Annotated in this window: 20 protein-coding genes and 7 tRNA genes; 10 read left to right on the top strand and 17 right to left on the bottom strand. The window is 75.1% G+C overall.

The window, feature by feature from the left end:
* Positions 1-80: 80 nt before the first annotated feature.
* Positions 81-1,325 (bottom strand): hypothetical protein, encoded by a 1,245-nt coding sequence (locus ACWDNY_RS03015; RefSeq protein ID WP_451643932.1) that lies wholly within the window; start codon positions 1,323-1,325, stop codon positions 81-83.
* The gene (locus tag ACWDNY_RS03010; protein WP_451643931.1) at positions 1,322-1,939 is read right to left on the bottom strand and encodes a DUF4365 domain-containing protein; all 618 of its coding nucleotides are present in this window, start codon (positions 1,937-1,939) and stop codon (positions 1,322-1,324) included. The genes ACWDNY_RS03015 and ACWDNY_RS03010 overlap by 4 nt, the downstream gene beginning before the upstream one ends.
* 168 nt (positions 1,940-2,107) lie before the next feature.
* Here ACWDNY_RS03010 and ACWDNY_RS03005 point away from each other — a divergent pair, with 168 nt between their 5' ends.
* On the top strand, positions 2,108-2,833 hold the full coding sequence (locus tag ACWDNY_RS03005) for an exonuclease domain-containing protein (protein ID WP_451643930.1): 726 nt from the start codon (positions 2,108-2,110) through the stop codon (positions 2,831-2,833).
* Between the two features lie 66 nt (positions 2,834-2,899).
* Here ACWDNY_RS03005 and ACWDNY_RS03000 read toward each other — a convergent pair.
* From ACWDNY_RS03000 to ACWDNY_RS02985, 4 genes are all read right to left on the bottom strand, one after another.
* Positions 2,900-2,971, bottom strand: a tRNA-Val gene (locus tag ACWDNY_RS03000).
* A 39-nt stretch (positions 2,972-3,010) separates the two neighbouring features.
* The gene (locus ACWDNY_RS02995) at positions 3,011-3,457 is read right to left on the bottom strand and encodes an SRPBCC family protein (protein WP_451643929.1); all 447 of its coding nucleotides are present in this window, start codon (positions 3,455-3,457) and stop codon (positions 3,011-3,013) included.
* Positions 3,458-4,567: 1,110 nt separating this feature from the next.
* A tRNA-Val gene (locus ACWDNY_RS02990) sits at positions 4,568-4,639 on the bottom strand.
* Positions 4,640-4,751: 112 nt separating this feature from the next.
* A complete protein-coding gene (locus ACWDNY_RS02985) occupies positions 4,752-5,204 on the bottom strand; it encodes a TIGR02611 family protein (protein WP_451643928.1) in 453 nt (150 codons plus the stop codon).
* A 191-nt stretch (positions 5,205-5,395) separates the two neighbouring features.
* Here ACWDNY_RS02985 and ACWDNY_RS02980 point away from each other — a divergent pair, with 191 nt between their 5' ends.
* Both ACWDNY_RS02980 and ACWDNY_RS02975 read left to right on the top strand, forming a co-directional pair.
* A complete protein-coding gene (locus ACWDNY_RS02980) occupies positions 5,396-5,809 on the top strand; it encodes an SsgA family sporulation/cell division regulator (protein ID WP_004002642.1) in 414 nt (137 codons plus the stop codon).
* A gap of 273 nt (positions 5,810-6,082) precedes the next feature.
* Positions 6,083-6,643: a CGNR zinc finger domain-containing protein gene (locus ACWDNY_RS02975; protein ID WP_451643927.1), complete on the top strand. Its 561-nt coding sequence runs from the start codon at positions 6,083-6,085 to the stop codon at positions 6,641-6,643.
* Between the two features lie 65 nt (positions 6,644-6,708).
* Here ACWDNY_RS02975 and ACWDNY_RS02970 read toward each other — a convergent pair whose 3' ends face one another.
* Together ACWDNY_RS02970 and ACWDNY_RS02965 are read right to left on the bottom strand one after the other, a co-directional pair.
* The gene (locus ACWDNY_RS02970) at positions 6,709-6,861 is read right to left on the bottom strand and encodes a hypothetical protein (RefSeq protein ID WP_356185338.1); all 153 of its coding nucleotides are present in this window, start codon (positions 6,859-6,861) and stop codon (positions 6,709-6,711) included.
* 162 nt (positions 6,862-7,023) lie between these two features.
* The gene (locus ACWDNY_RS02965) at positions 7,024-7,464 is read right to left on the bottom strand and encodes a hypothetical protein (RefSeq protein ID WP_451643926.1); all 441 of its coding nucleotides are present in this window, start codon (positions 7,462-7,464) and stop codon (positions 7,024-7,026) included.
* A 199-nt stretch (positions 7,465-7,663) separates the two neighbouring features.
* Here ACWDNY_RS02965 and ACWDNY_RS02960 point away from each other — a divergent pair, with 199 nt between their 5' ends.
* Positions 7,664-8,188, top strand: a complete 525-nt coding sequence (locus ACWDNY_RS02960) for a DsbA family protein (RefSeq protein ID WP_451643925.1) — start codon at positions 7,664-7,666, stop codon at positions 8,186-8,188.
* Between the two features lie 479 nt (positions 8,189-8,667).
* On the opposite strand, the gene ACWDNY_RS02955 is transcribed toward ACWDNY_RS02960, so the two are convergent.
* From ACWDNY_RS02955 to ACWDNY_RS02945, 3 genes are all read right to left on the bottom strand, one after another.
* Positions 8,668-9,492 carry a GNAT family N-acetyltransferase gene (locus tag ACWDNY_RS02955; protein WP_451643924.1) on the bottom strand — a complete coding sequence of 275 codons (825 nt, stop codon included), beginning with the start codon at positions 9,490-9,492 and terminating at the stop codon, positions 8,668-8,670.
* Between the two features lie 72 nt (positions 9,493-9,564).
* Positions 9,565-10,386, bottom strand: a complete 822-nt coding sequence (locus tag ACWDNY_RS02950; RefSeq protein ID WP_451643923.1) for an aminotransferase class IV — start codon at positions 10,384-10,386, stop codon at positions 9,565-9,567.
* Positions 10,383-11,435: a chorismate-binding protein gene (locus ACWDNY_RS02945; RefSeq protein ID WP_451643922.1), complete on the bottom strand. Its 1,053-nt coding sequence runs from the start codon at positions 11,433-11,435 to the stop codon at positions 10,383-10,385. Before ACWDNY_RS02945 ends, ACWDNY_RS02950 begins: the two co-directional genes overlap by 4 nt.
* 177 nt (positions 11,436-11,612) lie before the next feature.
* Here ACWDNY_RS02945 and ACWDNY_RS02940 point away from each other — a divergent pair.
* From ACWDNY_RS02940 to ACWDNY_RS02920, 5 genes are all read left to right on the top strand, one after another.
* Positions 11,613-11,685: transfer RNA gene (locus ACWDNY_RS02940), tRNA-Gly, on the top strand.
* A 38-nt stretch (positions 11,686-11,723) separates the two neighbouring features.
* Positions 11,724-11,797: transfer RNA gene (locus ACWDNY_RS02935), tRNA-Cys, on the top strand.
* A gap of 1 nt (position 11,798) precedes the next feature.
* Positions 11,799-11,870: transfer RNA gene (locus ACWDNY_RS02930), tRNA-Val, on the top strand.
* A gap of 37 nt (positions 11,871-11,907) precedes the next feature.
* Positions 11,908-11,979: transfer RNA gene (locus ACWDNY_RS02925), tRNA-Val, on the top strand.
* Positions 11,980-12,022: 43 nt separating this feature from the next.
* Positions 12,023-12,094: transfer RNA gene (locus tag ACWDNY_RS02920), tRNA-Val, on the top strand.
* A 49-nt stretch (positions 12,095-12,143) separates the two neighbouring features.
* On the opposite strand, the gene ACWDNY_RS02915 is transcribed toward ACWDNY_RS02920, so the two are convergent.
* The 3 genes from ACWDNY_RS02915 to ACWDNY_RS02905 form a co-directional block, all read right to left on the bottom strand.
* Entirely contained in the window at positions 12,144-12,419 is a 276-nt protein-coding gene (locus tag ACWDNY_RS02915; RefSeq protein ID WP_451643921.1) for a TFIIB-type zinc ribbon-containing protein, read from the bottom strand.
* Between the two features lie 79 nt (positions 12,420-12,498).
* Complete coding sequence (locus tag ACWDNY_RS02910) at positions 12,499-13,455, bottom strand: phosphotransferase family protein (protein ID WP_451643920.1); 957 nt, start codon at positions 13,453-13,455, stop codon at positions 12,499-12,501.
* A 499-nt stretch (positions 13,456-13,954) separates the two neighbouring features.
* Entirely contained in the window at positions 13,955-14,161 is a 207-nt protein-coding gene (locus tag ACWDNY_RS02905; protein ID WP_451643919.1) for a hypothetical protein, read from the bottom strand.
* A gap of 591 nt (positions 14,162-14,752) precedes the next feature.
* On the opposite strand from ACWDNY_RS02905, the gene ACWDNY_RS02900 reads away from it, so the two are divergent.
* On the top strand, positions 14,753-16,249 hold the full coding sequence (locus ACWDNY_RS02900) for a serine/threonine-protein kinase (RefSeq protein ID WP_451643918.1): 1,497 nt from the start codon (positions 14,753-14,755) through the stop codon (positions 16,247-16,249).
* 474 nt (positions 16,250-16,723) lie between these two features.
* Here the strand turns inward: ACWDNY_RS02900 and ACWDNY_RS02895 are convergent, their stop codons facing one another.
* The 3 genes from ACWDNY_RS02895 to cobT all read right to left on the bottom strand — a co-directional run bounded on the left by ACWDNY_RS02895 (position 16,724) and on the right by cobT (position 23,326).
* Positions 16,724-17,542 (bottom strand): TrmH family RNA methyltransferase, encoded by an 819-nt coding sequence (locus ACWDNY_RS02895; protein ID WP_451643917.1) that lies wholly within the window; start codon positions 17,540-17,542, stop codon positions 16,724-16,726.
* A 60-nt stretch (positions 17,543-17,602) separates the two neighbouring features.
* On the bottom strand, positions 17,603-18,832 hold the full coding sequence (cobA, locus tag ACWDNY_RS02890; RefSeq protein ID WP_451643916.1) for a uroporphyrinogen-III C-methyltransferase: 1,230 nt from the start codon (positions 18,830-18,832) through the stop codon (positions 17,603-17,605).
* Positions 18,833-18,976: 144 nt separating this feature from the next.
* A complete protein-coding gene (gene cobT / locus ACWDNY_RS02885; RefSeq protein ID WP_451643915.1) occupies positions 18,977-23,326 on the bottom strand; it encodes a nicotinate-nucleotide--dimethylbenzimidazole phosphoribosyltransferase in 4,350 nt (1,449 codons plus the stop codon).
* Positions 23,327-23,408 lie beyond the last annotated feature (82 nt).

Genomic DNA, 23,408 nt, shown 5'->3' with positions numbered 1-23,408 from the left:
GAAGGTGGGCTGCGGCGCCATACCAGGAGCGCGCGCATGAGGGCGATCGTACCGACCCCGGGCCGCCGACCGCGAAACGGTTACCGATCGTGCTCGCCCGGACACGGCTGTTGGAAGCATCGCGCGTCCTTGACGTCCGTGACGTCCGTGGGTTCCTCGTGCACCGCCTTCATCAGCCGGTCCCGCTCCTCGTCGTCCACCTGCACCGGGACCACGTCACGGGCCTGGGTGAGCCGGCGGAAGCCGTCCCGGCCCTCCAGCCGCCCGCGCACGCCGACGGGCAGGCCGGCGAGGTGGGCCTGCCCGGCGATCCGGTAGTCCTCCTCCCCGAGCGTGACGCGGACGTACGGCACGTCGGCGCCCGCGATCACCCGCAGCCGCACCGTGCCCCCGCCGCGCGGCTGCGTCCTGTGCATCCGGACCACGGCCGCGGTGAGGTGGACGGGCACCGACGGCTCCGCCCGCAGGTAGCGGGCGCCCGCCGCGCGCAGCACGGGCAGGTCACCCGGCGAGAACTCGACGGGTTCGGCGGTGACGGCGCAGCCCTCGGGGACTCCGGCGGCGGGCGCCCAGGCGACGGCGACGCGGGCGCCCTCGGCACCGCGGACCAGCATGACGAGGGCCTCGGTCAGTTCCCGGCAGACTCCTGCCTCCACCGCGCCGTCGAAGGCGTCCAGACCGCCGGTGGCCCGCTCGAAGTCGATGGCCTCCCGGGCCGCGTGCAGCGCCTGGTGGAGCCGCACGGCGAGCGCCCGGCCGCCGGCGACCGGAACGAAGGCGGTCAGACCCCGGCCGTCGGCGGCGGGTCCGACGAGGACGCGGCCCAGTGAGGCGGCGGCCGACCGCCGGTGCCGGGCGCCGTGGTGGCCCGCGCGCTGGCGGGCGGCGAGCGCGGCGGCCAGCAGCATCCGGCGGGCGGCGGCACGCAGGGCCTCCTGCGCCGGCCAGGGCGAGGTCTCCCCCGGCCCGCCGGGCATGTCCCGCCACCAGCGGACCTCATCGCTGGGCACGGTGAGCGCGGCCAGCACCTCGCGCGCGGCGGGCGTGCCGCTGCGGGCGAGCGCGTCGAGGGCCTCGCCGAGCAGGTCGTCGCAGTCGGGGAAGGCGCGGCCGGCGGGCACCAGCAGACTCCTGCCGGCGCCGCCCGGGCCGGGCGGTGTCCAGCGGCCGTAGAGCCCTGCTGCTCCGCCGCGCCGCTGCCAGCCGTGCCGGAGCAGCAGGGCAGTGAGCACGGCGGGGTCGACCTCGGCGGGCTCGGGGCGGCGGTTCCAGGGGCCGTCGGCGGGGTGGGGCCGCAGCGGCTCGTCGAGGGGGCGGTGCGTCACGGTCTGCCTCCCGTCCCGACCCGCGCCATGATCTCGCAGAGCGCCCGGTCGTCGAAGATGCGCGAGGTCGGTATCCGTACGGTGGTGCGGTGCCGGCCGGTGATCGGGTGGCCGGCGAGATTGATCCAGTAGCAGCAGTGCCTGAGGTCGAGCCGGTCGTGGCCGGCCCGCAGCCACTGTTCCTGGAGGCGCGGCACGATCATCACGACCAGGATCCTGTGCACCGAGACCGGGGTGCGGGCCAGTTTCGCCAGGTGGTCGTTGTCCAGGGTGAAGGAGAAGAAGCGGCCCAGCCGGGGGGACGGGGGCGCGGGCCGCTCGCCGGGCACCGGCAGCCGGGCCGGCGCGTCGGGCGCGAGCTGGTAGGTGCACTTCAGCTGCACCTTGATGGTCACCTCGTCGTCGACGGTGTGCCCCGGCGCGCTGTGGCTGACGTGCCAGTCGATGCCGTTGTCCGGGAAGGGCTGCGACAGCGAGCAGCCGGCGGCCGCGGCGACCGCGTGCAGATAGCCCACCTGCAGTGTCTCCATGCAGGCGGTGGTGGCGAGTGTGCCGCGAAGGGGGCCCGCACGCTCGGGCAGCAGCCCGCCCCGCTCGGGCTGCGCCGTCACCATGACCCAACAGCCTTCCACGCCAGGGAAATCCCCGCTGCGGGTCCGTGAACTGCAAAGACCCGTACTCCTGTTGTCTCCTCGCGGCGTACGGCGCAAACGGCCCGGGTATCACCGAACTGGCAGGAGACGGACCGTCAGCTGTCAGGATGCGGGAGGAGTTGGGGACGAATGACGCACTGGTACGAGGGGCCTCTGGCCGCGTTCGACACGGAGACCACGGGCGTCGACGTCGAGACCGACCGCATCGTGTCGGCCGCCGTCGTCGTGCAGGACGCCCCGGACACCCGGCCGAGGGTGCGCCGCTGGCTGGTGAACCCGGGTGTGCCGGTGCCGGAGGCGGCGACGGCGGTGCACGGGCTGACGGAGGACCATCTGCAGCGCAACGGCCGCTGGCCGGCACCGGTGATGTACGAGATAGCCGAGGAGCTGGCGGAGCACGCCGCCCGGGGCCGTCCGCTGGTGGTGATGAACGCGCCCTTCGATCTCACGCTCCTGGACCGCGAGTTGCGCCGCCACCGCGCCTCCTCGCTGGACCGCCGGCTGGCGGGTTCCCCGCTGCGCGTGCTCGACCCGCGGGTCCTCGACAAGCACCTCGACCGCTACCGCAAGGGCCGTCGCACCCTCACCGACTTGTGCGAGCACTACGGCGTCGCACTGGACGGCGCGCACGACGCGGCGGCGGACGCGCTGGCGGCGCTGGAGGTCGTCCGCGCGCTCGGCCGCCGCTACGCGGCCCGGCTGGAGCGCCTGACCCCCTCCGAGCTGCACGCGCTGCAGACCGGCTGGCACGCGGCGCAGGCCCGCGGCCTGCAGGCCTGGTTCGCGCGCAGCGGCACGGAGGAGCTGGTGGACACGTCCTGGCCGCTGCGCCCGGGGCTTCCGGCGGTGGCGTGACCCCTGCGGAGGCATGACGCGGACAGACGCGAAGGGCCGGTCCGCTGCGGACCGGCCCTTTCCCGGTGGGCGATACTGGGTTCGAACCAGTGACCTCTTCGGTGTGAACGAAGCGCTCTCCCACTGAGCTAATCGCCCGGGAACGCACTGAACAATACAGGTGCCGAGCGGGTTCCTTCAAACCGCTGAGAGACCGGCGGCGAGTCCGCGCCGCCCGGAGCGCATCATCAGCCGGTGGTTGAGCCGGAACACCGGCCGTCCGGGCACGGCGAACCGCCTGAGCAGCGGCTTGGTCACCTCGACGACCTGGTCGTAGCGGGCGAGGGTGCCCGGTCCGTGCGGGACGAGGGTCCAGCGGGCCCAGCCGTCGAGGTCGCCGGACAACGCGACCTCCAGTACCCCGGCGTCCGCTTCGCGCCGCGCCTCGCGGGCGGTGACGACCAGGTCGTACGGGAGGAGGGACCGGATCCGCAGCAGCGCCGTCGCGTCCTCGACCCGCTCGACCGCGCGCACCTGCGGCCACCAGCTCGGATAGTCCTCGATCCGCTCCAGCACCCCGTACACGGCGGCGGGCGGCACGGGCAGGGCCCACAGGCTGCGGAATCGGTAGCGGTTCCAGTCCACGGACCCGAGTGTGGCACCGGATCCGGACGCCTCCCCCGCGTACACGCACGCACACCGGGGACAGTGACTCAGGCCACGCCCGCTGCGGCGGCCGCGGATCCATGGCTCGGCCGAGCGGCGGCCGCCCGTTCAGGGCCCGGCCGTGCGGTGGCCGCGCCGCGGGCGACCGGCGGCGGAGGGTTACCTCGTCCGCGTCGGTGCGGGCGTCGCGGACGCCGGCACGGGCGCCGACGGCGGTGACGCCCGCACAAAGGTGTCCGGGCCCACGTCACCCGCATCGATCAACCAGGGCGGGCAGGAGACGTCTCTTGTCGTACTTCCAGGGATATGTGACGGAGTTTTGAATAGCGCCCCGGGAATTCCGTCCCGGCGCCTGCGCCCGGAACTTCTCCCGGAAAGACACATAGGTCTGGAAGTGCTCCTTCGTCGTGGTCTTCGGGTACTTCTTCCCGAAGAACGCGACGGTCCGGTCGATACTCCCGGCCCGCCCCCCGGCACTCCCCCGCCAGTAACGGACCGTCACCGTCCGATCGCCGCAACCACTTCGACCGCGGTACCGGGCCGTCGCACCAGTCACGGGCGCGGCAGTCGCGGCCCCAGGCCGCCTGCCGGACCGTCCACCTCCCACGATTCCGGCCGGTCTCCGGGCCGGGGCCTCGCCCGGGCGTCCTGCTCAGGAGCCGTTCCGGGCGAGCGCGCCCGGCGGCACACGCCCGCGCCGGCTCCGGAGGCCGAGCGGCACCGGACCTCTGCGCGGGCGTGCCCGGGCACCGACGGCGATGTCGGCCGGTGCGGTCCGCGCGCCGGGCCGGTGCGGCGGGTGAGCGGCGCACGACAGGGAGCGGCGGGCGCGAGCGGGTCGGACGCGGCGTGGGCGTGCCGGGCACGGCTGCGCAGAGGTCCGGTGCCGCCCGGGGACGAGGCGGTCCGGGGCGCGGCGGTCCGGGAGGCGACGGGTCCGGAGGGCGAGGACACGACGGCCGGGTACACGGCATCGCGGGAGTGCCGCGGCGCGACTCGGGACCCGGTGCCGGTCCGGAGGGCGCGGTCCGGCGGGCACACACGACGGCGGCCCGCCTGCGTGATCGCAGACGGGCCGCCGTGTCCGGGTGGGCGATACTGGGTTCGAACCAGTGACCTCTTCGGTGTGAACGAAGCGCTCTCCCACTGAGCTAATCGCCCGGGCGCAGGAAGAACATTACCGCATGTCAGCGGATGCCCCGGACCGCGGGAGGGGGACGCCTCGCACCGGGCCCGCCCGCGCCCGGCCGCCGGTACCGTCCCTGCTCACCGCTCACTGGTGTGTGATGTTCCAGGGCGTCTCGAAGCCGAATTCCCACACGTAGAAGCCGGCCAGCACCCCGGCGATCACGATGCCGGCCACCGCCAGGACGATGTTGCGGCGGCGCACCTTCGGATCCAGGGCACGCTGGGCCGCCTCGGTGACCTTGCGCTTGGTCCAGCGCAGAGCGAGCTGGGCCCAGACGAACTCGGTCGCCCAGATGGCCATGCCGCCGAAGATCACCACCCAGCCCGGCCCGGGCAGCGGAAGCATCAGGATGCCGGCGCCCACGACCGCCAGCCCGATGACGAAGACACCGACCTGCCAGCTCAGGTGAAGCACACGGCGTGACCTGATGAATTCCGGCGCCCTGGACCCGAGCCCGCGCCGGTCGCGGGCCTCGTGGGTCCTCGTCCTGTCACGTGTCACGGCGACCTCGAGCGGCTCGTCACTCCCCGTGTTCATACAACTGAACACTACCCGACGGATTTCGGTCACCGGATTGGACGCACCGGGCGAACCGGTTCTCGGCCGGAAGAGTTACGTAAAGCCACGCAAAACCCTCAGAGGGGTTTACAACGGCACCGTAGGTGGCATGTCGATTTCGCCGACGTGCGAATCCCCGAGCGCACACTGAGCGAAAGGCCCTGGCGCTTATGAACACCACGGTCAGCTGCGAGCTGCACCTGCGCCTCGTTGTGTCGAGCGAGTCCTCCCTGCCTGTCCCCGCAGGCCTGCGGTACGACACGGCCGACCCCTACGCCGTGCACGCCACCTTCCACACCGGAGCCGAGGAGACCGTCGAGTGGGTGTTCGCCCGCGACCTCCTCGCCGAAGGCCTTCACCGTCCCACCGGCACCGGCGACGTCCGCGTCTGGCCGTCGCGCAGTCATGGTCAGGGCGTCGTGTGCATCGCCCTGAGCTCGCCGGAGGGCGAGGCCCTGCTCGAGGCCCCCGCGCGGGCTCTGGAGTCCTTTCTGAAGCGAACGGACGCCGCCGTGCCCCCCGGCACGGAGCACCGGCACTTCGACCTGGACCAGGAGCTCTCGCACATCCTCGCGGAAAGCTAATCGAAGGCCCTTCGAGGCCCCTGAGGCTGCCCGGCGCCGTCCACTCGGGGAGACGGCTCGGGCCAGGACATCCGCATATGGGACACACCGGTACCGCGCCCCTGGCAAGGCGCGGTGCCGGTGTGCTCGTATGGCCCTGTGACCGAACGGGGGCGGCGACCGCGCGTGCTGGTCCCGGGGGTGCGACTGCGCTGCCCGGGTGACGGTGGAGCCACTACCATCGGCCAGCATCGGCGGGCGTGTGCCCGGTCCCCAGGGCAGGGAGAGCGAAACGTGCTGATCACCCACGACACCCGCTGCGCGCTCGACACCGTCGTCGACCTGGTGAACACCGCACCGGAGGACGACACGGCGCCGGACGGGCTGCCCGACGTGGCGGGGCTCGGGGTTTTCGTGCGTTCGCACAGGATGAGCGATGTGGGGGTGCTGTCGGAATTCGACCTGTCGGCGGTGCGCCGGATCCGCGGGCGGTTCGCCGCGATCTTCGCGGCCCCCGACGCCCGCGCGGCCGCGGCTGTGATCAACGAGCTGGTCGCCGCCGCGGGCACCACGCCCCGGCTGACCGACCACGACGGCTACGACTGGCATGTCCACTACTTCGCCCCCGGCGCCTCCGTGGCCGACCACCTGGCCGCCGACTGCGGCATGGCCCTCGCGTTCTTCGTGGTGGCGGGCGAGCAGGAACGGCTGCGGCGCTGCGAGGCACCGGACTGCCGGCGGGCCTTCGTGGACCTCTCCCGCAACCGCTCGCGGCGGTACTGCGACAGCCGCACGTGCGGGAACCGGCTGCACGTGGCCGCGTACCGGGCGCGGCGCAAGGAGGCGGCGGGCTGAGGCCCGGCGGCCCCGATGTGTGGTCGTGGTCCCCGGCGGGTGACGCCGAGGACCCACGGTACGGCTCACAGCAACAGCAGATCGTGCAACGAAGCCATGAGCAGCAGACACCCGATCACCGCAAGGAAGATCATCAGCGGTGGCTGGGATAGGGCGAAGAGGCACCCGCGCGGCTCGTCCTTGGGCGGCGCGGCCTCGCTCTGTGTCGTGTCCACCATCTCGCGGGCGATGATGGCGCAGGTGAGAGGCGGGACGCGATCTGCACGCCCGCGACGAACGTACGTAGCCGGTTTCCTCGACGTCCGGTTCGCAACGCGTCCGGTCTTGATCGTTTGGGGACCGCAGGCGCTCCCGGCCGTCTCCCGGGTCCGGCGCCGGCCTCAGATGCCGTGCTTCTTCAGAATGGCCTCGATGTCGCTGAAGTCGTCGTCGCGGGACGCGCCCTTCGGGCGGGCCGCCGGACGCGCTCCCTGCCCCTCGCCCAGGGACGGCGCCGACGGCGCGGACGGCACCGCGTCCTGCCGCGCGGCCCGGGCCGCCGCCCTGCGCTCCTTGCGCGTGCCGCCCCGGCGGCGCTCCACCGCACGGGTCACCAGGAAGAGCGCCCAGGCGGCGCCGAGCAGGACGAAGCCCGCCCAGGCCGTGGGGCTGAAGGCGGTGCTCGCCGCCCAGCCGACGACGCCCGTCATCACCAGGCCGATCGGGACGAGGGAGTAGGCCGCGACGCGGACCGCCGTGAGGAAACGCTTGCGGTAGGCCGTGACGGCGGCGATGCCCAGGCCGGCCGCGGAGACGGCGGAACAGACGGTCTCGGCAATCATCCGGTCCTCCAGGCGGCGCTCGCCGGGTCGGAATGGTTCGTCCCTTCCATCCTGCACCTGCGCCGCTTCCCGCTGCCATGCTCCGGGAGAACATCAGGGGGATGTCCGGGTCGCCTCCTCCGCAGGTGCCGGCGGTCGTCCTCCCGCCGGCGCCCCTCCCGATGCGGCCGGGGGGAGACCGAGCTGGGAGACTGGGCGCATGAGCGACTCCTCCCCCGCATCCGCGCCCGTCCCCGTGCTCGACGTGTGGTGCGAACTGCAGTGCCCGGACTGCCGCAGCGCGCTGGACGACCTGAGCGCCCTGCGCGCCCGTTACGGCGACCGGCTGGAGCTGCGGCTGCGGCACTTCCCGCTGGAGAAGCACAAGCACGCCTTCGCCGCGGCGCAGGCCGCCGAGGAGGCCGCGGAGCAGGGGAAGCTGTGGCCGTACGTGGAGGCGGTGCTCGGCCGGGTGACGGAGCTGGACCGCGGGGGCGAGGCCTTCCTCGTCGAGGTGGCCCGGGAACTCGGGCTCGACGCCGAGGAGTTCGACACCGCCCTCGTCGACGGCCGGCACATCCTGATCGTCGACGCCGACCAGGCCGAGGGCAAGGCGATCGGCGTCACCGGCACCCCGACGTACGTCGTCGGCGGCGAGCGCCTCGACGGCGGCAAGAGCCAGGAGGGGCTGCGCGGACGCATCGAGGAGATCGTCGACCGGCTGCTGGCCGGTGAGGCAGGCTGACCGGCGCCCGAACGGACAGGCACGCTGACCGGCTGCCGGACTGTCCGGCGGCTGACCGGCGCCCCGGCCGGGCAGGAAGGCCGGCCGGTCCGTCCGGCCCGGCAGGCGGGCTGACCGGCGGACGGCCGGGCGCCTCACCGGCGTCCGGCCCGGCAGGCGGGTCGACCGGCGGACGGCCCGGTGACCCACCGGCGCCCCGGCCGGGCACGGGCCGGACGGCCGTCGCGGGCCCGCGCCGTGGGCGCCGCAGCAGGCAACGTTCGCCCGTCAAGGAGCGGCGTCCGGTGCGTGCTCCCGGCGTGCCGGCCGGACGCCCCCGTACGGGATGTACCCGGGCTTTCGGCCGGTGCGGCGAGTGGGGGTACCCCCTGCTCGAGCGGAGCCGAGAGCTTGGGGGGGTCCCCCCTGCTCGAGCGAAGCCGAGAGCTCGGGGGAGCGTGCCGGGCGTCGCGACGGGGCGAACGTCGCCTGCCGCGGCACTAGAGCAGGGTCTTGTAGAGCGCGTGGAGCACGGTCCGGTAGCCGAGCGAGGTGTAGAGCCGCTCGGCGGGCGTGTTGCCCGCGAAGACGTTCAGGCCGATGACGTCCTTGCCGGCGGCCACCGCCTGCGTCTCGGCCAGCAGCATCAGGGAGCGGCCGTGGCCGCGGCCGCGGAAGCTCTCGCCGGCCTCGACGTCGAACACGAAGGCCTTGTCCTCGGCGACCGACAGCCACAGGGTGCCGACTCCGGTGCCCTCGTGCTCGAGCACGCTCAGCAGCATGCCCGGCGTCGCGAAGCCCTGCGGCAGGAGCCGGACGTGATCCCGCTCGGACTTCGCGCGGGCCTCGTCCTCCGGCACGCCGCGGTCGATCCAGCTGCGGGCGTAGGCGGCCTTGCCCTTCTCCCGCCACGGTCCGTACTCGGCCTCCGTCATGGGGCGGCCCCGGCTGCCCTCGGGCAGGGCGGGCGCGGTGGTGCCGAGCCGCTTCTCCATGCCGCGGTTGCGCGGGACGTAGCCGAGGGCGGTCGCGAGCCGCAGCGCGGCCTCGGCCCCGGCCGGCACGGTGACCTCGACCCGCCTGCAGCCCCAGTCCCGCGCCACCTCCTCGGCGGCGAGCGCGGCGACCGTGCCGCGGCCCCGTCCGCGGTCCGGCTCGTCGATGCCCAGATCGAGGATCCGGGCCACGGCGGAGCCGAAGACGGGATGCGTGGCCAGCTGGACGGTGCCGACGGGACGGCTGTTGACGCACACCTGGTAACGGCGTGAGCGCGTTCCGTCGGTGTGGTGCTGAAGCGGCTCGGCCGGCCGCAGGGTCGTGGTCATCAGGGGCTTTCTACCCTCCGCCGCGGCGCGCGTCAGCCCCTTTCCCGTCTGCGGACGGTGCCGCCCCGGGCGTCACGGGTCCAGGTCGTCCCCGGCCCGCTCGGCGAAGACGCGCATGGCCTTGGCGGTCACCGGTCCCGGCGCGCCCGGCAGTTCGCGGTCGTCGACGCGGTGCACGGCCTGGACGTCACGCAGGGTGGAGGTGAGGAAGACCTCCTCCGCCCGCAGCAGCACGTCCAGCGGCAGGTCGCTCTCCCGGGCGCCCGTCCACTCGACGGTGAGTTCCCGGGTGATGCCCGCGAGGCAGCCGGAGGCCAGCGGCGGGGTGTGGATCTCGCCGTCGAGGACGACGAAGACGTTGGAGCCGGTGCCCTCGCACAGCTGCCCGACCGTGTTGGCGAAGAGGGCCTCGGAGGCGCCCCGGTCGTGGGCCCGGGCGAGCGCGACGACGTTCTCGGCGTACGAGGTGGTCTTCAGACCGGTGAGCGCGCCGCGTTCGTTGCGGGTCCACGGCACGGTGATCACGGCGGTGGAGTCGGGGCGGCGGGTGCTCTCGCCGAGGGCGACCACGAGCGTGGGACCAAGGTCGCCGCGGTCGGAGCCGAGCGGGCCCTGGCCGCCGGTGAACGTGATCCGCAGGCGGCCCAGCGGCACGGGGTTGGCCTCCAGGACGGCGGCACAGGCGCGGCGGACCTCGTCGTGGTCGGGGTCCGGCAGGCCGAGGCCGCGGGCGGAGCGGGTGAGCCGGTCCAGATGGCGGGTGAGCGCGAACGGCCGGCCGCCCACCGCCTTCACCGTCTCGAAGATGCCGTCGCCCACGGTCAGGCCGTGATCGAGGACGGAGACGCGGGCGGAGGCGATGTCCTGCAGTCCGCCGTCGAGCCAGATCTTCACGTGAGGGTCCCTCCACTTTCCTGGTACGCCCCCGACGCTACCGCGAGCAGGCGGGACGCCTTCAGCTCGGTCTCCCGCCACTCCCCCTCGGGATCGGAGTCCCAGGTGATGCCCGCGCCGGCGCCGAAGCGCAGGACGGCCGCCCCGCCCGCGGCCCGGTCGATCCAGAAGGTGCGGATGCCGACGGCCAGCTCCCCCACGCCCCGGTCGGCGTCGACCCAGCCGACGCCACCGCAGTAGGGCCCGCGCGGCGCGGTCTCCAGCGCGTCGATGATCCGCAGGGCGCTCGACTTCGGGGCGCCGGTGATCGAACCGGCCGGGAAGGCGGCGGCGAGGAGCTCGGGCCAGCCGGCGTCCGGGCGCAGTTCCCCCCGCACGGTGGAGACGAGGTGGACGAGGCCGGGGTGCTTCTCGACGGCGCACAGGTCGGGAACGGTGACGCTGCCGGTGACGCAGACCTGCCCGAGGTCGTTGCGGACCAGGTCGACGATCATCACGTTCTCGGCACGGTCCTTGTCCAGCAGCTCGGCCTCGGTGCGGGCCGTCCCCTTGATCGGTCCGGAGGAGACGGCCCGGCCGTCGCGGCGCAGGAAGAGCTCGGGGGACGCGGTGGCGATCTCCACCCCGTGTCCGGGCAGGCGGAGCGTTCCCGCGTACGGGGCCGGGTTGCCGCGGGCCAGCACGGCGGTCAGCGCGTCCACGTCCGCTCCGGGTCCGACCGGGGCGGAGAGCACGCGGCAGAGGTTGACCTGGTAGACCTCGCCGGCCGCGATGTGCCGGCGTATGCGGCGCACGCCCGCCGTGTACGCGGCGCGGTCGAGTGACGACGTCCAGTCGCCGGCCGCCGGTCCCCGCCACGCTCCCGGCACCGGTGCGGGCACCGGCATCTCCCGCACGTCCCGGAAGCGGGCGCAGGTCAACCTGCCCTCGTAGTCCGCGGCGACGGCCCAGAATCCGCTGGAGTCGAGGGCCGCGGGGTCGGCGGTGACATCGAGCAGGCCGGTGGCGAGACGGTCGCCGAAGCGGGCGAGAGCAGGCAGGTCGGGCACGCTGACGAGTCTATGGCGGCCTCCCGCGGTGGTCCCGGGTCGCGCCCCTTCGCGCACCCGGCCGGGGCGCCGCGCGGACACAGCGCAGCACGCTGCACAAACGCGTTTTTGTACTGGCCCGGGAATCCGCTAGAGTTCAACACGTCGCCGGGACGCGGAAGCGGCCCGAAACGACAGGCGGACGTAGCTCAGTTGGTAGAGCGCAACCTTGCCAAGGTTGAGGTCGCGAGTTCGAGCCTCGTCGTCCGCTCGAAGGAAGCAGGGGATCATCCCGTCCCCTGGACTCCTGGTGGAGTGGCCGAGAGGCGAGGCAACGGCCTGCAAAGCCGTCTACACGGGTTCAAATCCCGTCTCCACCTCCAAGGACGATTAGCTCAGCGGGAGAGCGCTTCCCTGACACGGAAGAGGTCACTGGTTCAATCCCAGTATCGTCCACTGGACCTCCGGGTCCGGCCGGATCCCCGGATCCTCGGCGCGATTAGCTCAGCGGGAGAGCGCTTCCCTGACACGGAAGAGGTCACTGGTTCAATCCCAGTATCGCGCACGCGTCACCCCTCACCGTCTCCTCGGAGCGGTGGTGGTCCCGAGGACGATTAGCTCAGCGGGAGAGCGCTTCCCTGACACGGAAGAGGTCACTGGTTCAATCCCAGTATCGTCCACACGAAGAAGCCCCCGGCCCTGCGGCCGGGGGCTTTTGCGTGGCCCGGCTCAGCTGGAGAACAGCATGTGGCCGAAGCTCTTGTGGCGGTGGTGGCCGCCGTAGTGACCGTGCCCGCCGTGCGGGGCGCCCCAGGCGGGGGCGGCGGGGTAGGCCTGCGGGGCGGACGGGGGCGGCGCGGGCTGGGACCACTGGGCCTCCACGCGGGTCAGCGCCTCCAGTTCGCCGTAGTCGAGGAAGATGCCGCGGCACCCGCTGCACTGCTCGATCTGGACGCCGTTGCGGTTGTAGGTGTGCATGGGCGCGTGACACTTCGGACACTGCATGTCGGCTCAACTCCTCGCCGGTGGGTCCTGCTTCGGTTGCCGCCAGGACAGACTCCGTCCGGCGGCGGTCGGTTGCACCCTACGTCGTAGGAGGGCGCGCGAACTCCCGCTGGACGGACCCCATTCGCCCACAGGCGTCGACGACGGCCTGTTCCACCTCGTCCAGGGGACGGCCCTCCCCGGCCGCCTTGGCGACGGCCCGGGCGGCGGTCTGCACGGTCAGTGCGCGGGCGGGCACGTCCAGGGCGGGCCAGGGGTCGCCGGCGGCGGGGACGGCCGGGCCGCCGGCGGTGCGGTAGGCGGTCAGGAAGCGGGTCCACTCGTCCGGCGGGAGCAGGCCGCAGGCGTACCAGGCCGCCGGGCGGGCCAGGTCCCAGGCGGGGACGCCGGTGCCGAGGTCGTCGACGTCGATGAGCAGCCAGGGTCCGTCGGGGGCCGGGTGGCGGACCAGTTGTCCGAGGTGGAGGTCGCCGTGGCAGAGGGCGCCGGGGCCCGGGAGGGGCGCGTCGGCGCGGGCCCAGGCCGGGAGGGTGGTCCAGGCGCGCAGGACCGGGGCCGCGGCGGGGTGGGCGGGCGCCGTGGCGCGCAGGCGCGCGAGGGCGTGGGCGGCCTTGGCGGGGCCCCGCATGGGGGGCGGTGCGGGGCGGTGGGACCCGACGGGGGTGCGGTGGAGGCGGGCGAGGAGGGTGGCGGCCGCCTCCCACGGGGCTGCCTCCGGGGCGCCGGGGTCCACGGGCGTGCCGTACGGCCAGCAGGTGACGAGGCGGCCGTGGACCGGGGCCGGCGCCGGGGTGAGCGGGGACAGCAGGACACCGGGCAGGCGGGCGGCCGTGGCAAGGCGGAGGGCCAGCTCGGCGGGGTCGGTGCCGGGGGCGTGGGCCTTCGCGACGGTGCCGGCGTGACGGACGACGGTGGCGTCGGGGCGGTCGGCGAGGGTGACGGTTGCGGCGGGGCCGCAGGCGCAGGAGGTGGGGGCGGGGTGGGCGGCGGCGGTGGCGTGCGCGGTGAGGTGGGGCAGGAGGGGGTCGGCGGTCACGGGGCTCCCAGGGGGTATGGCGCTGAGGGTGAGGGTACGGGGGTGCCGGCGTGGCGGTGGGGCGGGGTGCGGGCTCCTCGCGGAGGGGGTGAGGACGTGGGGGCGGGCGGGCGCGGGTCCGAGGTGCCCTCCACGGGGGTGACGCCCTTGGCGGGGTGGGCCTGGGCCGGGAAGTGATCCGCGCGGAACTGGGGCCACGTGGGTGGGGCGGGTCCGGGTGTGGGGGGCTGACCGGCGTCGGGCCGGCCGTGCGTGGGTTTCGCGGCCCGGCGCTGACCGGGTGCCGTCCGCGCCCACCCGTGCCGCCCCAGCGGCACGACGGGCCGCGGGATGCGGGAGGCGGGGCGCGGGAGGCGGCGGCGGTGGGCGTGGGGACGGCGATGCCGGCGCAGCTCCCCAGCTGCGCCGGCATTCTGCCGTCCGCCGTACCCCCGTCCCCACGGGGTTTCATGGGTGGATGTCCCCGCCCGGACCGCTCTTCCGGGCCTGGGGTCGCCGCTCAGCGCCCCAACACCACACCCACGGACGACGCCTGTGTGGCCACCGTCTCCCAGCCGTCGAAGACGAGCAGGAGCAGGGCCGCCAGGGGAAGGGCCATCAGCGTCGCCACCACGGGGTGACGGCGGCCCTGCCGGCGGGGGCGGAGGGCGGTGTGTGCCGCGCGTCCACCCGTGCGGACCAGCGTCCGCGGTGCCGTGTGGGCCATGGTCCCTCTCCTGACCGTTGTCGGTTGTCCCGGGCAGCGACGGGTGCCTGACCTCGGGGGACGAGTGCCGCACCCGCCGCTTGACCTCAAATCTAGGGGCGCGCGCAGTCCCCGGCGTCATGCCCTCGTACCGATTGGCGGGCCTCCCGGAGGATGAGCCGTGACCTGCGGACTACTCCCCTGGGTGGAGACGCGCTCCCGGGTCTCGGGGTGTTCCCGGAGGGGGTGGCCGTGGGGCCCGGTACGCCACGCCGTGACCGGGTGACTTCGCTCACGTTCGCCGCGGCCGCGCGCCGCGCCCTCACCGCCGCCCCCGCTGCCCCGCCCGCCGCAGGTCCGCGCCCGCGCACCGTCGCCCGCGTGTCCACGGCCGTGACCGCGAGGTCACCCGTGCCGGGGCCAATCGCCTCCCGGTTGACGGACGTTGGGATCATGGCCGGCTTCGTGCCCGGTGGTGCGCGGACGGGATGACCGCGCCTCAATTCGCCCACCGGGCACGGACAATCGATCGGGTCGAGAGGGCGCGGCCTCTGCGCGCCGGCGGCCGTGGGTACGTAAGCTGTGGCTCGTCACAGGGACCGGGCAGCGGGGATGAACATGGCGATGATGCGCCTGAGGCGCGAGGACCCGCGCGTCGTCGGCTCGTTCAGGCTTCACCGACGGCTCGGCGCGGGCGGGATGGGCGTGGTCTACCTCGGCTCCGACCGGAAGGGCCAGCGGGTCGCGCTGAAGGTCATCCGGCCGGACCTGGCGGAGGACCAGGAGTTCCGCTCCCGGTTCGCGCGCGAGGTGTCCGCGGCCCGGCGGATCAGGGGCGGCTGCACGGCGCGGCTGGTGGCCGCCGATCTGGAGGCGGACCGGCCGTGGTTCGCCACGCAGTACGTTCCGGGGCCCTCCCTGCACGACAAGGTGGCCGACGAGGGCCCGCTGAGCGCGGCGGAGGTCGCGGCGGTCGGCGCCGCACTGTCCGAGGGGCTGGTCGCCGTGCACGAGGCGGGGGTCGTGCACCGGGACCTGAAGCCGTCCAACATCCTGCTGTCCCCCAAGGGACCGCGGATCATCGACTTCGGCATCGCCTGGGCCACCGGCGCGTCGACGCTCACGCACGTCGGCACCGCGGTCGGCTCGCCCGGCTTCCTGGCCCCGGAGCAGGTGCGCGGCGCCGCCGTGACCCCGGCCACGGACGTCTTCTCGCTGGGCGCGACGCTGGCATACGCGTCCACGGCCGACTCGCCGTTCGGGCAGGGCAGCTCCGAGGTGATGCTGTACCGCGTGGTCCACGAGGAGCCGCAGCTGCGCGGTGTGCCGGACGCGCTGGCTCCGCTCGTGCGCGCCTGCCTGGCCAAGGACCCCGAGGACCGGCCGAGCACGCTGCAGTTGTCGCTGCGGCTGAAGGAGATCGCGGCGCGGGAGGCTCAGGGCATGGGCGATGTGCGTCCGCCCTCCCCGCGCGCCGCAGAGGCGGACCGGCCGACGGGGCAGCTCGTGGACACCTATCCCGACCACTACCGCGCCGGCCACCCGGATCAGCGCGGCCGGCGGCGTCCGCAGGGGGCTTCCGGTACGCCCACGGAGCGGGGGGCCGGGCCGTCCGCACGCGGTGGCGTGCCCTCGCGCGGGGGCGGTGCGTCCCGGGGCGCGGTCGCTCCACGCGAGGGCCGTGCACCCTCCGGCACGGGCGGGGGACGGGCGACTCCGGCGCCACGCAGGGGCACCCGTCCGGGGGGTGGGCGGCCGGCCCCGCGCGGCGGTGCCGGGCGTCCGGGGCCGCGCACGACGAAAACGGGGCTGCGGCCGGCCAATCCGCGTCTGCTGCGGCAGCGGCTGTTCGTGTTCGTGGTGGTGACGCTGCTGGTCGCGCTCGGCATCGCGGCCGCACAGGGGTGCCAGGGCCCGGCCCGGGGACTCGGCGGTGACGGGAACGGCGCGCGGTCCGGACCGGAGAGCGTCCGGGCGCGCGTGGTGGCACCACACGTACCGGCGCAGCCGGCGTCGGGGGACGACGAACGACCGCGGAGGCACGGCGCCCGGCCGGCGGGCGAGGGCACCGGACCGGCGGCGGAGCAGCCCGCCCGGCCGGAGCGCTGAGACGGCGGACCGGCGCGTCCAGCGGACGCCCCCGGGCACGGTGAGCAGACGCCGCCGGCACGTCAGGCGGCGCCGCCGACGCGGCGCAGGTCGCCCGTCCGCCGCCAGGACGCGCGGTGCAGGCGGTGGCGCGCATCCGGCGGGAAGGAGGTGCGCGGCCGCCCGGCACGGCGAGGCTGCCGGGCACCGGCGTCGGGGAGCAGGTACAACTGCTGACGCTCACCACTTGATCTTGGTCGGCCGGCACAGGGGTGGGCGTACGAGGTGGCGCGTCGTCACGTCCTGCTCATCCTGGTCCCAGGCGCTGAGCTGAGGTCTTCTCCGAGCAGATCAGCACCGGATCAACGGAGCGCCGGAGCTGGAGAAGGCGCTCGCACCGGCCCGCCCGCTCGCCGGCGCGGCCTGTGGCACGTGCCACGACGGCGACGGCGGCCCTGCCGTCCCGTGCGGAGCCGGGCGCCCACGGGCCGTGGGTCAGGACCGGGGACGGCCCGTCGCGACGGCGTAGAAGGCGACGGCGGCCGCGGCGCCCACGTTGAGGGAGTCGACGCCGTGGGACATGGGGATGCGGACCCAGGTGTCGGCGGCGGCCAGTGCCCGGCGCGACAGGCCCCGGCCCTCGGCGCCGAGCATCAGGGCGACCCGGTCCATGGTGTGCGGGGCGACCTCGTCCAGGGCTCTGGCCTGCTCGTCCGGCGTGAGCGCTAGCAACGTGAACCCGGCCTCGCGGACCGCGTCCAGGCCCCGGGGCCAGACGTCGAGGCGGGCGTACGGGACGGAGAACACCGCGCCCATGGAGACCTTGACGCTGCGCCGGTAGAGGGGGTCGGCGCAGTCGGGTGAGAGCAGGACCGCGTCCATGCCGAGGGCGGCGGCGGAGCGGAAGATGGCCCCGATGTTGGTGTGGTCGTTGACCGACTCCATGACGGCGACCCGGCGGGCGCCGCCCAGCAGCTCCGCCGCCGTGGGCAGCGGCCTGCGCTGCATGGAGGCGAGGGCGCCGCGGTGTACGTGGTAGCCGGTGACGCGCTCGGCGAGGTCCGGCTCGACCACGTACACGGGCGCCGCGGAGGCCGCTATGACGTCACCCATGACGTCGACCCATTTGGCGGACAGCAGCATGGAACGCATGGCGTACCCGGCGTCCCCGGCCCGGCGGATGACCTTCTCGCCCTCGGCGATGAACAGGCCCTCGGCGGGCTCGCGCCGGCGGCGGAGCTCGACGTCGGTCAGGCCCGTGTAGTCGTGCAGACGCGGGTCGTCGGGGTCCTCGACGGTGATGGGATGGGCCACGGGGTGATACTGCCTTGTCCTGGTGGGGTGCCTACGGCTCGGATGGGGAGGTCGCCCGGGTCACGCGGGGTCCGGGCCGACCCGGACCACCTCACCGACGACGATGACGGCCGGCGGCCGCACCTCCTCGGTACGCACCGTCTCGGCGACCGTCGCGAGGGTGGCGTCGACCCGGCGCTGCGCGGCCGTGGTGCCCTCCTGGACGAGGGCGACCGGGGTGTCCCCGGACCTGCCGTGCGCGACCAGCGTCTCGGCGATCTTGCCGATCTTGTCGACGCCCATGAGGATCACGAGCGTGCCGGTGAGCTTCGCCAGGCTCGGCCAGTCGACCAGGGAACGCTCGTCGTCCGGCGCGACGTGCCCGCTGACCACGGTGAACTCGTGGGCGACCCCGCGGTGGGTGACCGGGATGCCGGCGGCGCCGGGGACCGAGACGGAGCTGGAGATGCCGGGGACGACCGTGCAGGGGATGCCCGCCTCGGCCAGCGCGTGCAGTTCCTCCATGCCCCGGCCGAAGACGTAGGGGTCGCCACCCTTGAGCCGGACGACCGACTTGCCCTGCTTGGCGTGCTCGACGAGGGCGTTGTTGATGGCCTCCTGGGCCATGTGGCGCCCATAGGGGATCTTCGCCGCGTCGATCACCTCGACGTGCGGCGGCAGTTCGGCCAGCAGGTCGCGGGGGCCGAGCCGGTCGGCGATGACGACGTCGGCCTCGGCGAGCAGGCGGCGTCCGCGGACCGTGATCAGGTCGGGGTCGCCGGGTCCGCCGCCGACGAGGGCGACGCCGGGGGTCCGGGTGCGGTGGTGCGGGGCGACGAGGGTGCCGTCGCGCAGTCCCTCGACGACCGCGTCGCGGATGGCGGCGGTGCGGCGCGGGTCGCGTTCCGCGGCGTCCGAGGTCAGGACGGCGACGGTGACGCCCGCGCTGTGACCGGTCGCGGGGGTCCAGGCGGTGGCCGCGTCGGCGTCGTCGGAGCGCACGCACCACACGCGGTGGCGTTCCGCCTCCGCGGAGGCGGCGGCGTTGGCCCGGGGGTCGCTGGTGGCGATCAGGGCGTACCAGGCCTCGGCCAGGTCGCCCTCGGCGTAGGGGCGCCGCTCCCAGGTGATCTCGCCGGCGTCGGCCATGGCCTCGACGGAGGGGGTGGCCTCGGGGGAGACCAGCAGGACGTCCGCGCCCGACGCGACCAGGGCCGGGAGGCGGCGCTGGGCGACCTGGCCGCCGCCGAGGACGACCACGCGGCGGCCCAGGAGGCGGAGGCCTACGGGGTAGGCAGGGTGTTCGGCCATGTGAGGTGGGGCTCCTCGTCCCGGCGGTACGCATGGGCGCTACGGCTGTGGAGCAGCCCTGACGTGCGCATTCTAGAGATTGCTTCAGGGTACGGCGGGCCGGGGTGGGGCGGGGCACCCAGTGACGTACCCCACCCCGGCGGACTACTTCTCGGTGACGCCCGCCGAGTCGAACGTCGCCACCTCGTGCATGGCCCGCGCCGTGCTCTGCACCAGCGGCAGGGCCAGCAGCGCGCCGGTGCCCTCGCCCAGGCGCAGGTCGAGGTCGACCAGGGGGCGCAGGCCGAGTTTGTTGAGGGCGGCCACGTGCCCGGGCTCGGCGCTGCGGTGGCCGGCGATGCAGGCCGCGAGGACCTCCGGTGCGATGGCCCTGGCGACCAGGGCGGCCGCGCCGGCGCTGACGCCGTCCAGGATCACCGGCGTGCGCAGGGAGGCGCCGCCGAGGAGGAGGCCGACCATCGCCGCGTGCTCGAACCCGCCGATCGCGGCGAGGACGCCGATGGGGTCCGCCGGGTCCGGCTGGTGCAGTTCGAGGGCGCGCCGGACGACTTCGGTCTTGCGGGCGAGCGTCTCGTCGTTGATGCCGGTGCCCCGGCCCGTGACCTCGGCCGGGTCGGCGCCGGTGTAGACGGAGATCAGGGCCGCGGACGCGGTGGTGTTGGCGATCCCCATCTCGCCCGTGAGGAGCGCCTTGTTCCCCGCCGCGACCAGGTCCCGGGCGGTCTCGATGCCCACCTCGATGGCCTTCTCGGCCTCCTCGCGGGTCATCGCGGGGCCGGTGGTCATGTCCGAGGTGCCGGCCCGGACCTTGCGGGGCAGCAGGCCCGGGGTCGCGGGCAGGTCGGCGACCACGCCGACGTCGACCACGCACACCTCCGCGCCCACCTGCCCCGCGAAGGCGTTGCAGACCGCTCCCCCGCCGAGGAAGTTGGCCACCATCTGGGCGGTGACCTCCTGCGGCCAGGGGGTGACGCCCTGGGCGTGCACCCCGTGGTCGCCGGCGAAGATCGCGACGGCGGCGGGCTCGGGGATCGGCGGCGGGCACTGGCGGGACAGTCCGGACAGCTGGGCGGAGATGATCTCCAGCATGCCGAGCGCGCCCGCGGGCTTGGTCATCCGCTTCTGCCGCTCCCAGGCTTCACCGAGCGCCTTGGCGTCCAGCGGGCGGATGCCGGCGACGGTCTCGGCGAGGAGGTCGTGCGGGTCCTCGCCGGGCAGGGCGCGCCGGCCGTACGTCTCCTCGTGCACGACCCACGACAGCGGGCGGCGCTTGGACCAGCCGGCCTGCATCAGCTCCGGCTCCTGCGGGAACTCGTCGACGTATCCGACGCACAGGTAGGCCACGACCTCCAGGTGCTCGGGCAGGCCGAGGACGCGGACCATCTCGCGCTCGTCGAAGAAGCTGACCCAGCCGACGCCGAGGCCCTCGGCGCGGGCGGCGAGCCACAGGTTCTCCACCGCGAGCGCCGAGGAGTAGGGCGCCATCTGCGGCTGTGTGTGGCGGCCCAGGGTGTGCCGTCCGCCGCGGGTCGGGTCGGCGGTGACCACGATGTTCACGGGCGTGTCGAGGATGGCCTCGATCTTCAGCTCCTTGAACTGCTTCGCCCGGCCCTTCGGCAGCGACTTGGCGTACGCCTCACGCTGGCGCATGGCCAGCTCGTGCATGGCCTGCCGGGTCTCGGCGGAGCGGATGACGACGAAGTCCCAGGGCTGGGAGTGGCCCACGGACGGGGCCGTGTGCGCGGCCTCCAGCACGCGGAGCAGCACCTCGTGCGGGATGGGGTCACTGCGGAAGCCGTTGCGGATGTCGCGGCGCTCACGCATGACCTTGAGCACGGCCTCGCGCTCGGCCTCGCCGTAGCCGGGCGCGGCCGGACCGGTGGACTGAGGTGTTTCTGCCACGGCGGCCGTGCTCTCTTCCTGGTCGGCGACCTGTGTGTCGAGGTCGTCCGCGCGCTCTGCGACGACGGGTTCGGGTTCCTCGCCGGGGGCGGCCGGGGCGGTGCCGGCCCCGCGGGGCGCGGGGACGGTGACCCCGGCTTCGCGGGCACCGCCGTGCTGCGCGGCCGACTCCGCCGTCGCTCCGGGGACGTCGGCGTGGTGGTGCTGTCCGGGGACGGTCACGGAGTGCGGCGGCGTGGGCGCGAGATGCGGGGTGGTGGGCACCGAGCCGTCCACCGGCACGAACTGACCGAGTGTCTGACCGGGCTCGGGCTGAAGCGGAACACCGCCGGGAAGCGGGGCTTCGCGGCCCGCGTCACCCGGCAGCGACGCCTCGGGGTGCGCGTCGCCCGGCAGCGACCCCTCGGGGTCCGGGCCGCCCGGCGCCGGAACGGCCGTCACCGCTGCCGGTTCCCCGGGAGCGGGGGTGCCGATTTCGGCGGCCGGGTCCGCCGCGGCCGGCCCGGAGGGCTCGGCCGGCGCCGCTGCCGGATCGGCCGGCTGCGCCTGGTCCGCGGCGGTCTCGTCCCCGGGGCGCGGGGCGCCGGTGAGGAGGGCGGCCTGCGGTTCCCCGGGCTCGGTGCCGGCCGTGGGGGCAGCCTCTCCCGCGGGCGCGAGGAAGGTGGCGTCCTCGGGCGAGGTCTCACCGTCGGCAGCGCTCTGCTGCACGGGCGCGGTGCCCGGGTCCGCGTCGGGGGGCCCGGTCTCGGCGACCGCCGCACCGTCCCCGCTCACGGGCTGTGCGCCGGGGGCCGGAGGCTGTTCCGCCTCGGGGTCCGCCGCCCCGGCCGGCGCGAGCTGCGTTCCCTGGGCGACGGCATGCTCGGTGTCCGCCGCCGGGTGGGTCGCCGGGACGGCCACGGGGACGGTGCCGTCGCCGGCGGGCAGCGCCACGCCGTCGACGGGCACCGCGTCACCGCCGGCGGCGGCCGGGACGGCCACGGCGTCCGCCGTCGCGGACGCGGGCGCGGCCTCAGGCGCACCGGGGCCGGTAGAGGGGTCGGCGACGATGTGCGCGGCCTCGACACCGGCAGCGGCACCGGGGTCGACGGAGGAGCCGCCGGTGATCTCGGCGGGCTCGACAACGGCAACGGGCTCGGCGGAGGGGTCGGCGGTGGCCCCAGGGGCCTCGGCACCGGCACCGGGGTCGGTGAAGGGACCGGCGATGTTCTCCGCGGCCACGGGACCGGCGGCGGCCGCGGAAAGCGGACCGGCGGCAGCCTCGGGACCCGAACCGGAGGCAGCCTCGGGACCGGGACCGGCCTCGGGACCGGTGGCGGCGGCCTCAAGCTGCTGCGCCTCGGCGGCCTGCGCCACGGTGCCGGTGCCGTGCGTCGGCCCGTGCTCCGGGGCCGGTTCGCCGGGTGCCGCGGCCAGGACCTCGCCGTGCTCCGGGTCGTGGCCCGCCTCCGGGGCACCACCGGGCCCGCCGGTGCCGACGACGGGAGCCGGGACGGCGCCCGTCGCGAGCACGCCCTCGGGCCCGGCCTCGTGAGCGGGTGCTGCGGCGGCCCAGGGGGCCTGGACCTGCCCGGCTCCGGCAGTCGCCCCGGCCGCCTCCGCGGCGAGCGCCGCGTCTTTCGCGGGATGTACGGCCTCCCCGGCCTCCTCGGCACGGAAACCGTCCTGCGGCGGGTGCGCGGACCCGGGCACCTGCGCGGCCCCTGGCATCTGGCCGTCGGCGGCGGTCACGGGTCCCCGGCCCTGCGGGGGCTCCTGGCCCACCGTCACCGGGACGGCGCCGTCCGGTCCGTGGGCCGGTCCGGGCACCTGACCGCCCGTCGAGTCGTGAGCGTTCTCCGGCGCGTACCCGGGTGCGGCGGCCGGTCCGCCGTCGGCTCCGTGTGCGGTCGCGGCGGCTTCGAACCCCTGCGCGGACTGCCCGCCGTCGACGGCGTGGGCAACCGCGGGGGCGGGCCCGCCGGCCTGTGAGGTCAGCCGCGCCACGGCGGCCTGGGCGGCCCCGTCCGGGCCGCCGGCGGGCACGACCGCTTCCGCCGCCGGGTCCTGCAGCTCCACCGGCGCGGCAGCGGTCGCCGGCACCTGGGTGCCCCAGGGCGCCGCGCCCAGCGGTGCCGTCTCCTGCGCCTGCGGGACGTCCAGGTATTCGGGACCGGTGACCGGCGGCCCGGCGTGACGTACCGGCGCACCGGCGGGGCCGCGGTCGGCGAGGGAGCGGACCGGACTCGCCGAGGTGTCCGGGATCGGCGGGCCGAGGTGCAGCGGCCGGCGCGGGGGTGTGGCCGCCGCGGGGGTGGACGGCGTGGGCGGGGGGGCGGGGTGGCGGACGGCGCCGAGGTCGACGGCCTGGCTGTCGCGGCCGGACACCTCGTGCGGGCCCGGCTCGTGGACGGCCTCGACGACGGGCTCCGGCGGGGGCGGGGCCACCTCGTTGCCCCACGCGCCGTGCGAGCCCGGCAGCAGCAGGTCCTCGTCCTCGGCGGGAGTCTCGGCGAGGTAGGTGTACACGCCGTGTGCGGGGACGCCCGGCTGTTCCACCATGCCTGCGTTCTCCGGCAGCCCGTCGCCCGGGACCTGGCCGGTGTCGGTCATGCGTACCCCTCGCCCATCGATTCAGTGCTTCCACGACCAGCTCACCGGGAACGGCGCACCGACCGTCCCGCAGTGAAGAACG

The organism is Streptomyces sp. NPDC003697 (genome assembly GCF_053587115.1).
This window is presented reverse-complemented; position numbering and strand designations above follow the sequence as displayed.

Bases quoted from the DNA above. Each gene is read 5' to 3' on its own strand.
- ACWDNY_RS02960 (WP_451643925.1), top strand. From the start codon at position 7,664: ATGAGCGACTCCTCCCCCGCATCCGCGCCCGTCCCCGTGCTCGACGTG.
- ACWDNY_RS02915 (WP_451643921.1), bottom strand. From the start codon at position 12,419: ATGCAGTGTCCGAAGTGTCACGCGCCCATGCACACCTACAACCGCAAC.
- ACWDNY_RS02970 (WP_356185338.1), bottom strand. From the start codon at position 6,861: ATGGTGGACACGACACAGAGCGAGGCCGCGCCGCCCAAGGACGAGCCG.
- ACWDNY_RS02980 (WP_004002642.1), top strand. From the start codon at position 5,396: ATGAACACCACGGTCAGCTGCGAGCTGCACCTGCGCCTCGTTGTGTCG.
- ACWDNY_RS03010 (WP_451643931.1), bottom strand. From the start codon at position 1,939: ATGGTGACGGCGCAGCCCGAGCGGGGCGGGCTGCTGCCCGAGCGTGCG.
- ACWDNY_RS03005 (WP_451643930.1), top strand. From the start codon at position 2,108: ATGACGCACTGGTACGAGGGGCCTCTGGCCGCGTTCGACACGGAGACC.
- ACWDNY_RS02905 (WP_451643919.1), bottom strand. From the start codon at position 14,161: ATGGCCCACACGGCACCGCGGACGCTGGTCCGCACGGGTGGACGCGCG.
- ACWDNY_RS02955 (WP_451643924.1), bottom strand. From the start codon at position 9,492: ATGACCACGACCCTGCGGCCGGCCGAGCCGCTTCAGCACCACACCGAC.
- cobA (WP_451643916.1), bottom strand. From the start codon at position 18,832: ATGGCCGAACACCCTGCCTACCCCGTAGGCCTCCGCCTCCTGGGCCGC.
- ACWDNY_RS02900 (WP_451643918.1), top strand. From the start codon at position 14,753: ATGAACATGGCGATGATGCGCCTGAGGCGCGAGGACCCGCGCGTCGTC.
- ACWDNY_RS02965 (WP_451643926.1), bottom strand. From the start codon at position 7,464: ATGATTGCCGAGACCGTCTGTTCCGCCGTCTCCGCGGCCGGCCTGGGC.
- ACWDNY_RS02985 (WP_451643928.1), bottom strand. From the start codon at position 5,204: ATGAACACGGGGAGTGACGAGCCGCTCGAGGTCGCCGTGACACGTGAC.
- cobT (WP_451643915.1), bottom strand. From the start codon at position 23,326: ATGACCGACACCGGCCAGGTCCCGGGCGACGGGCTGCCGGAGAACGCA.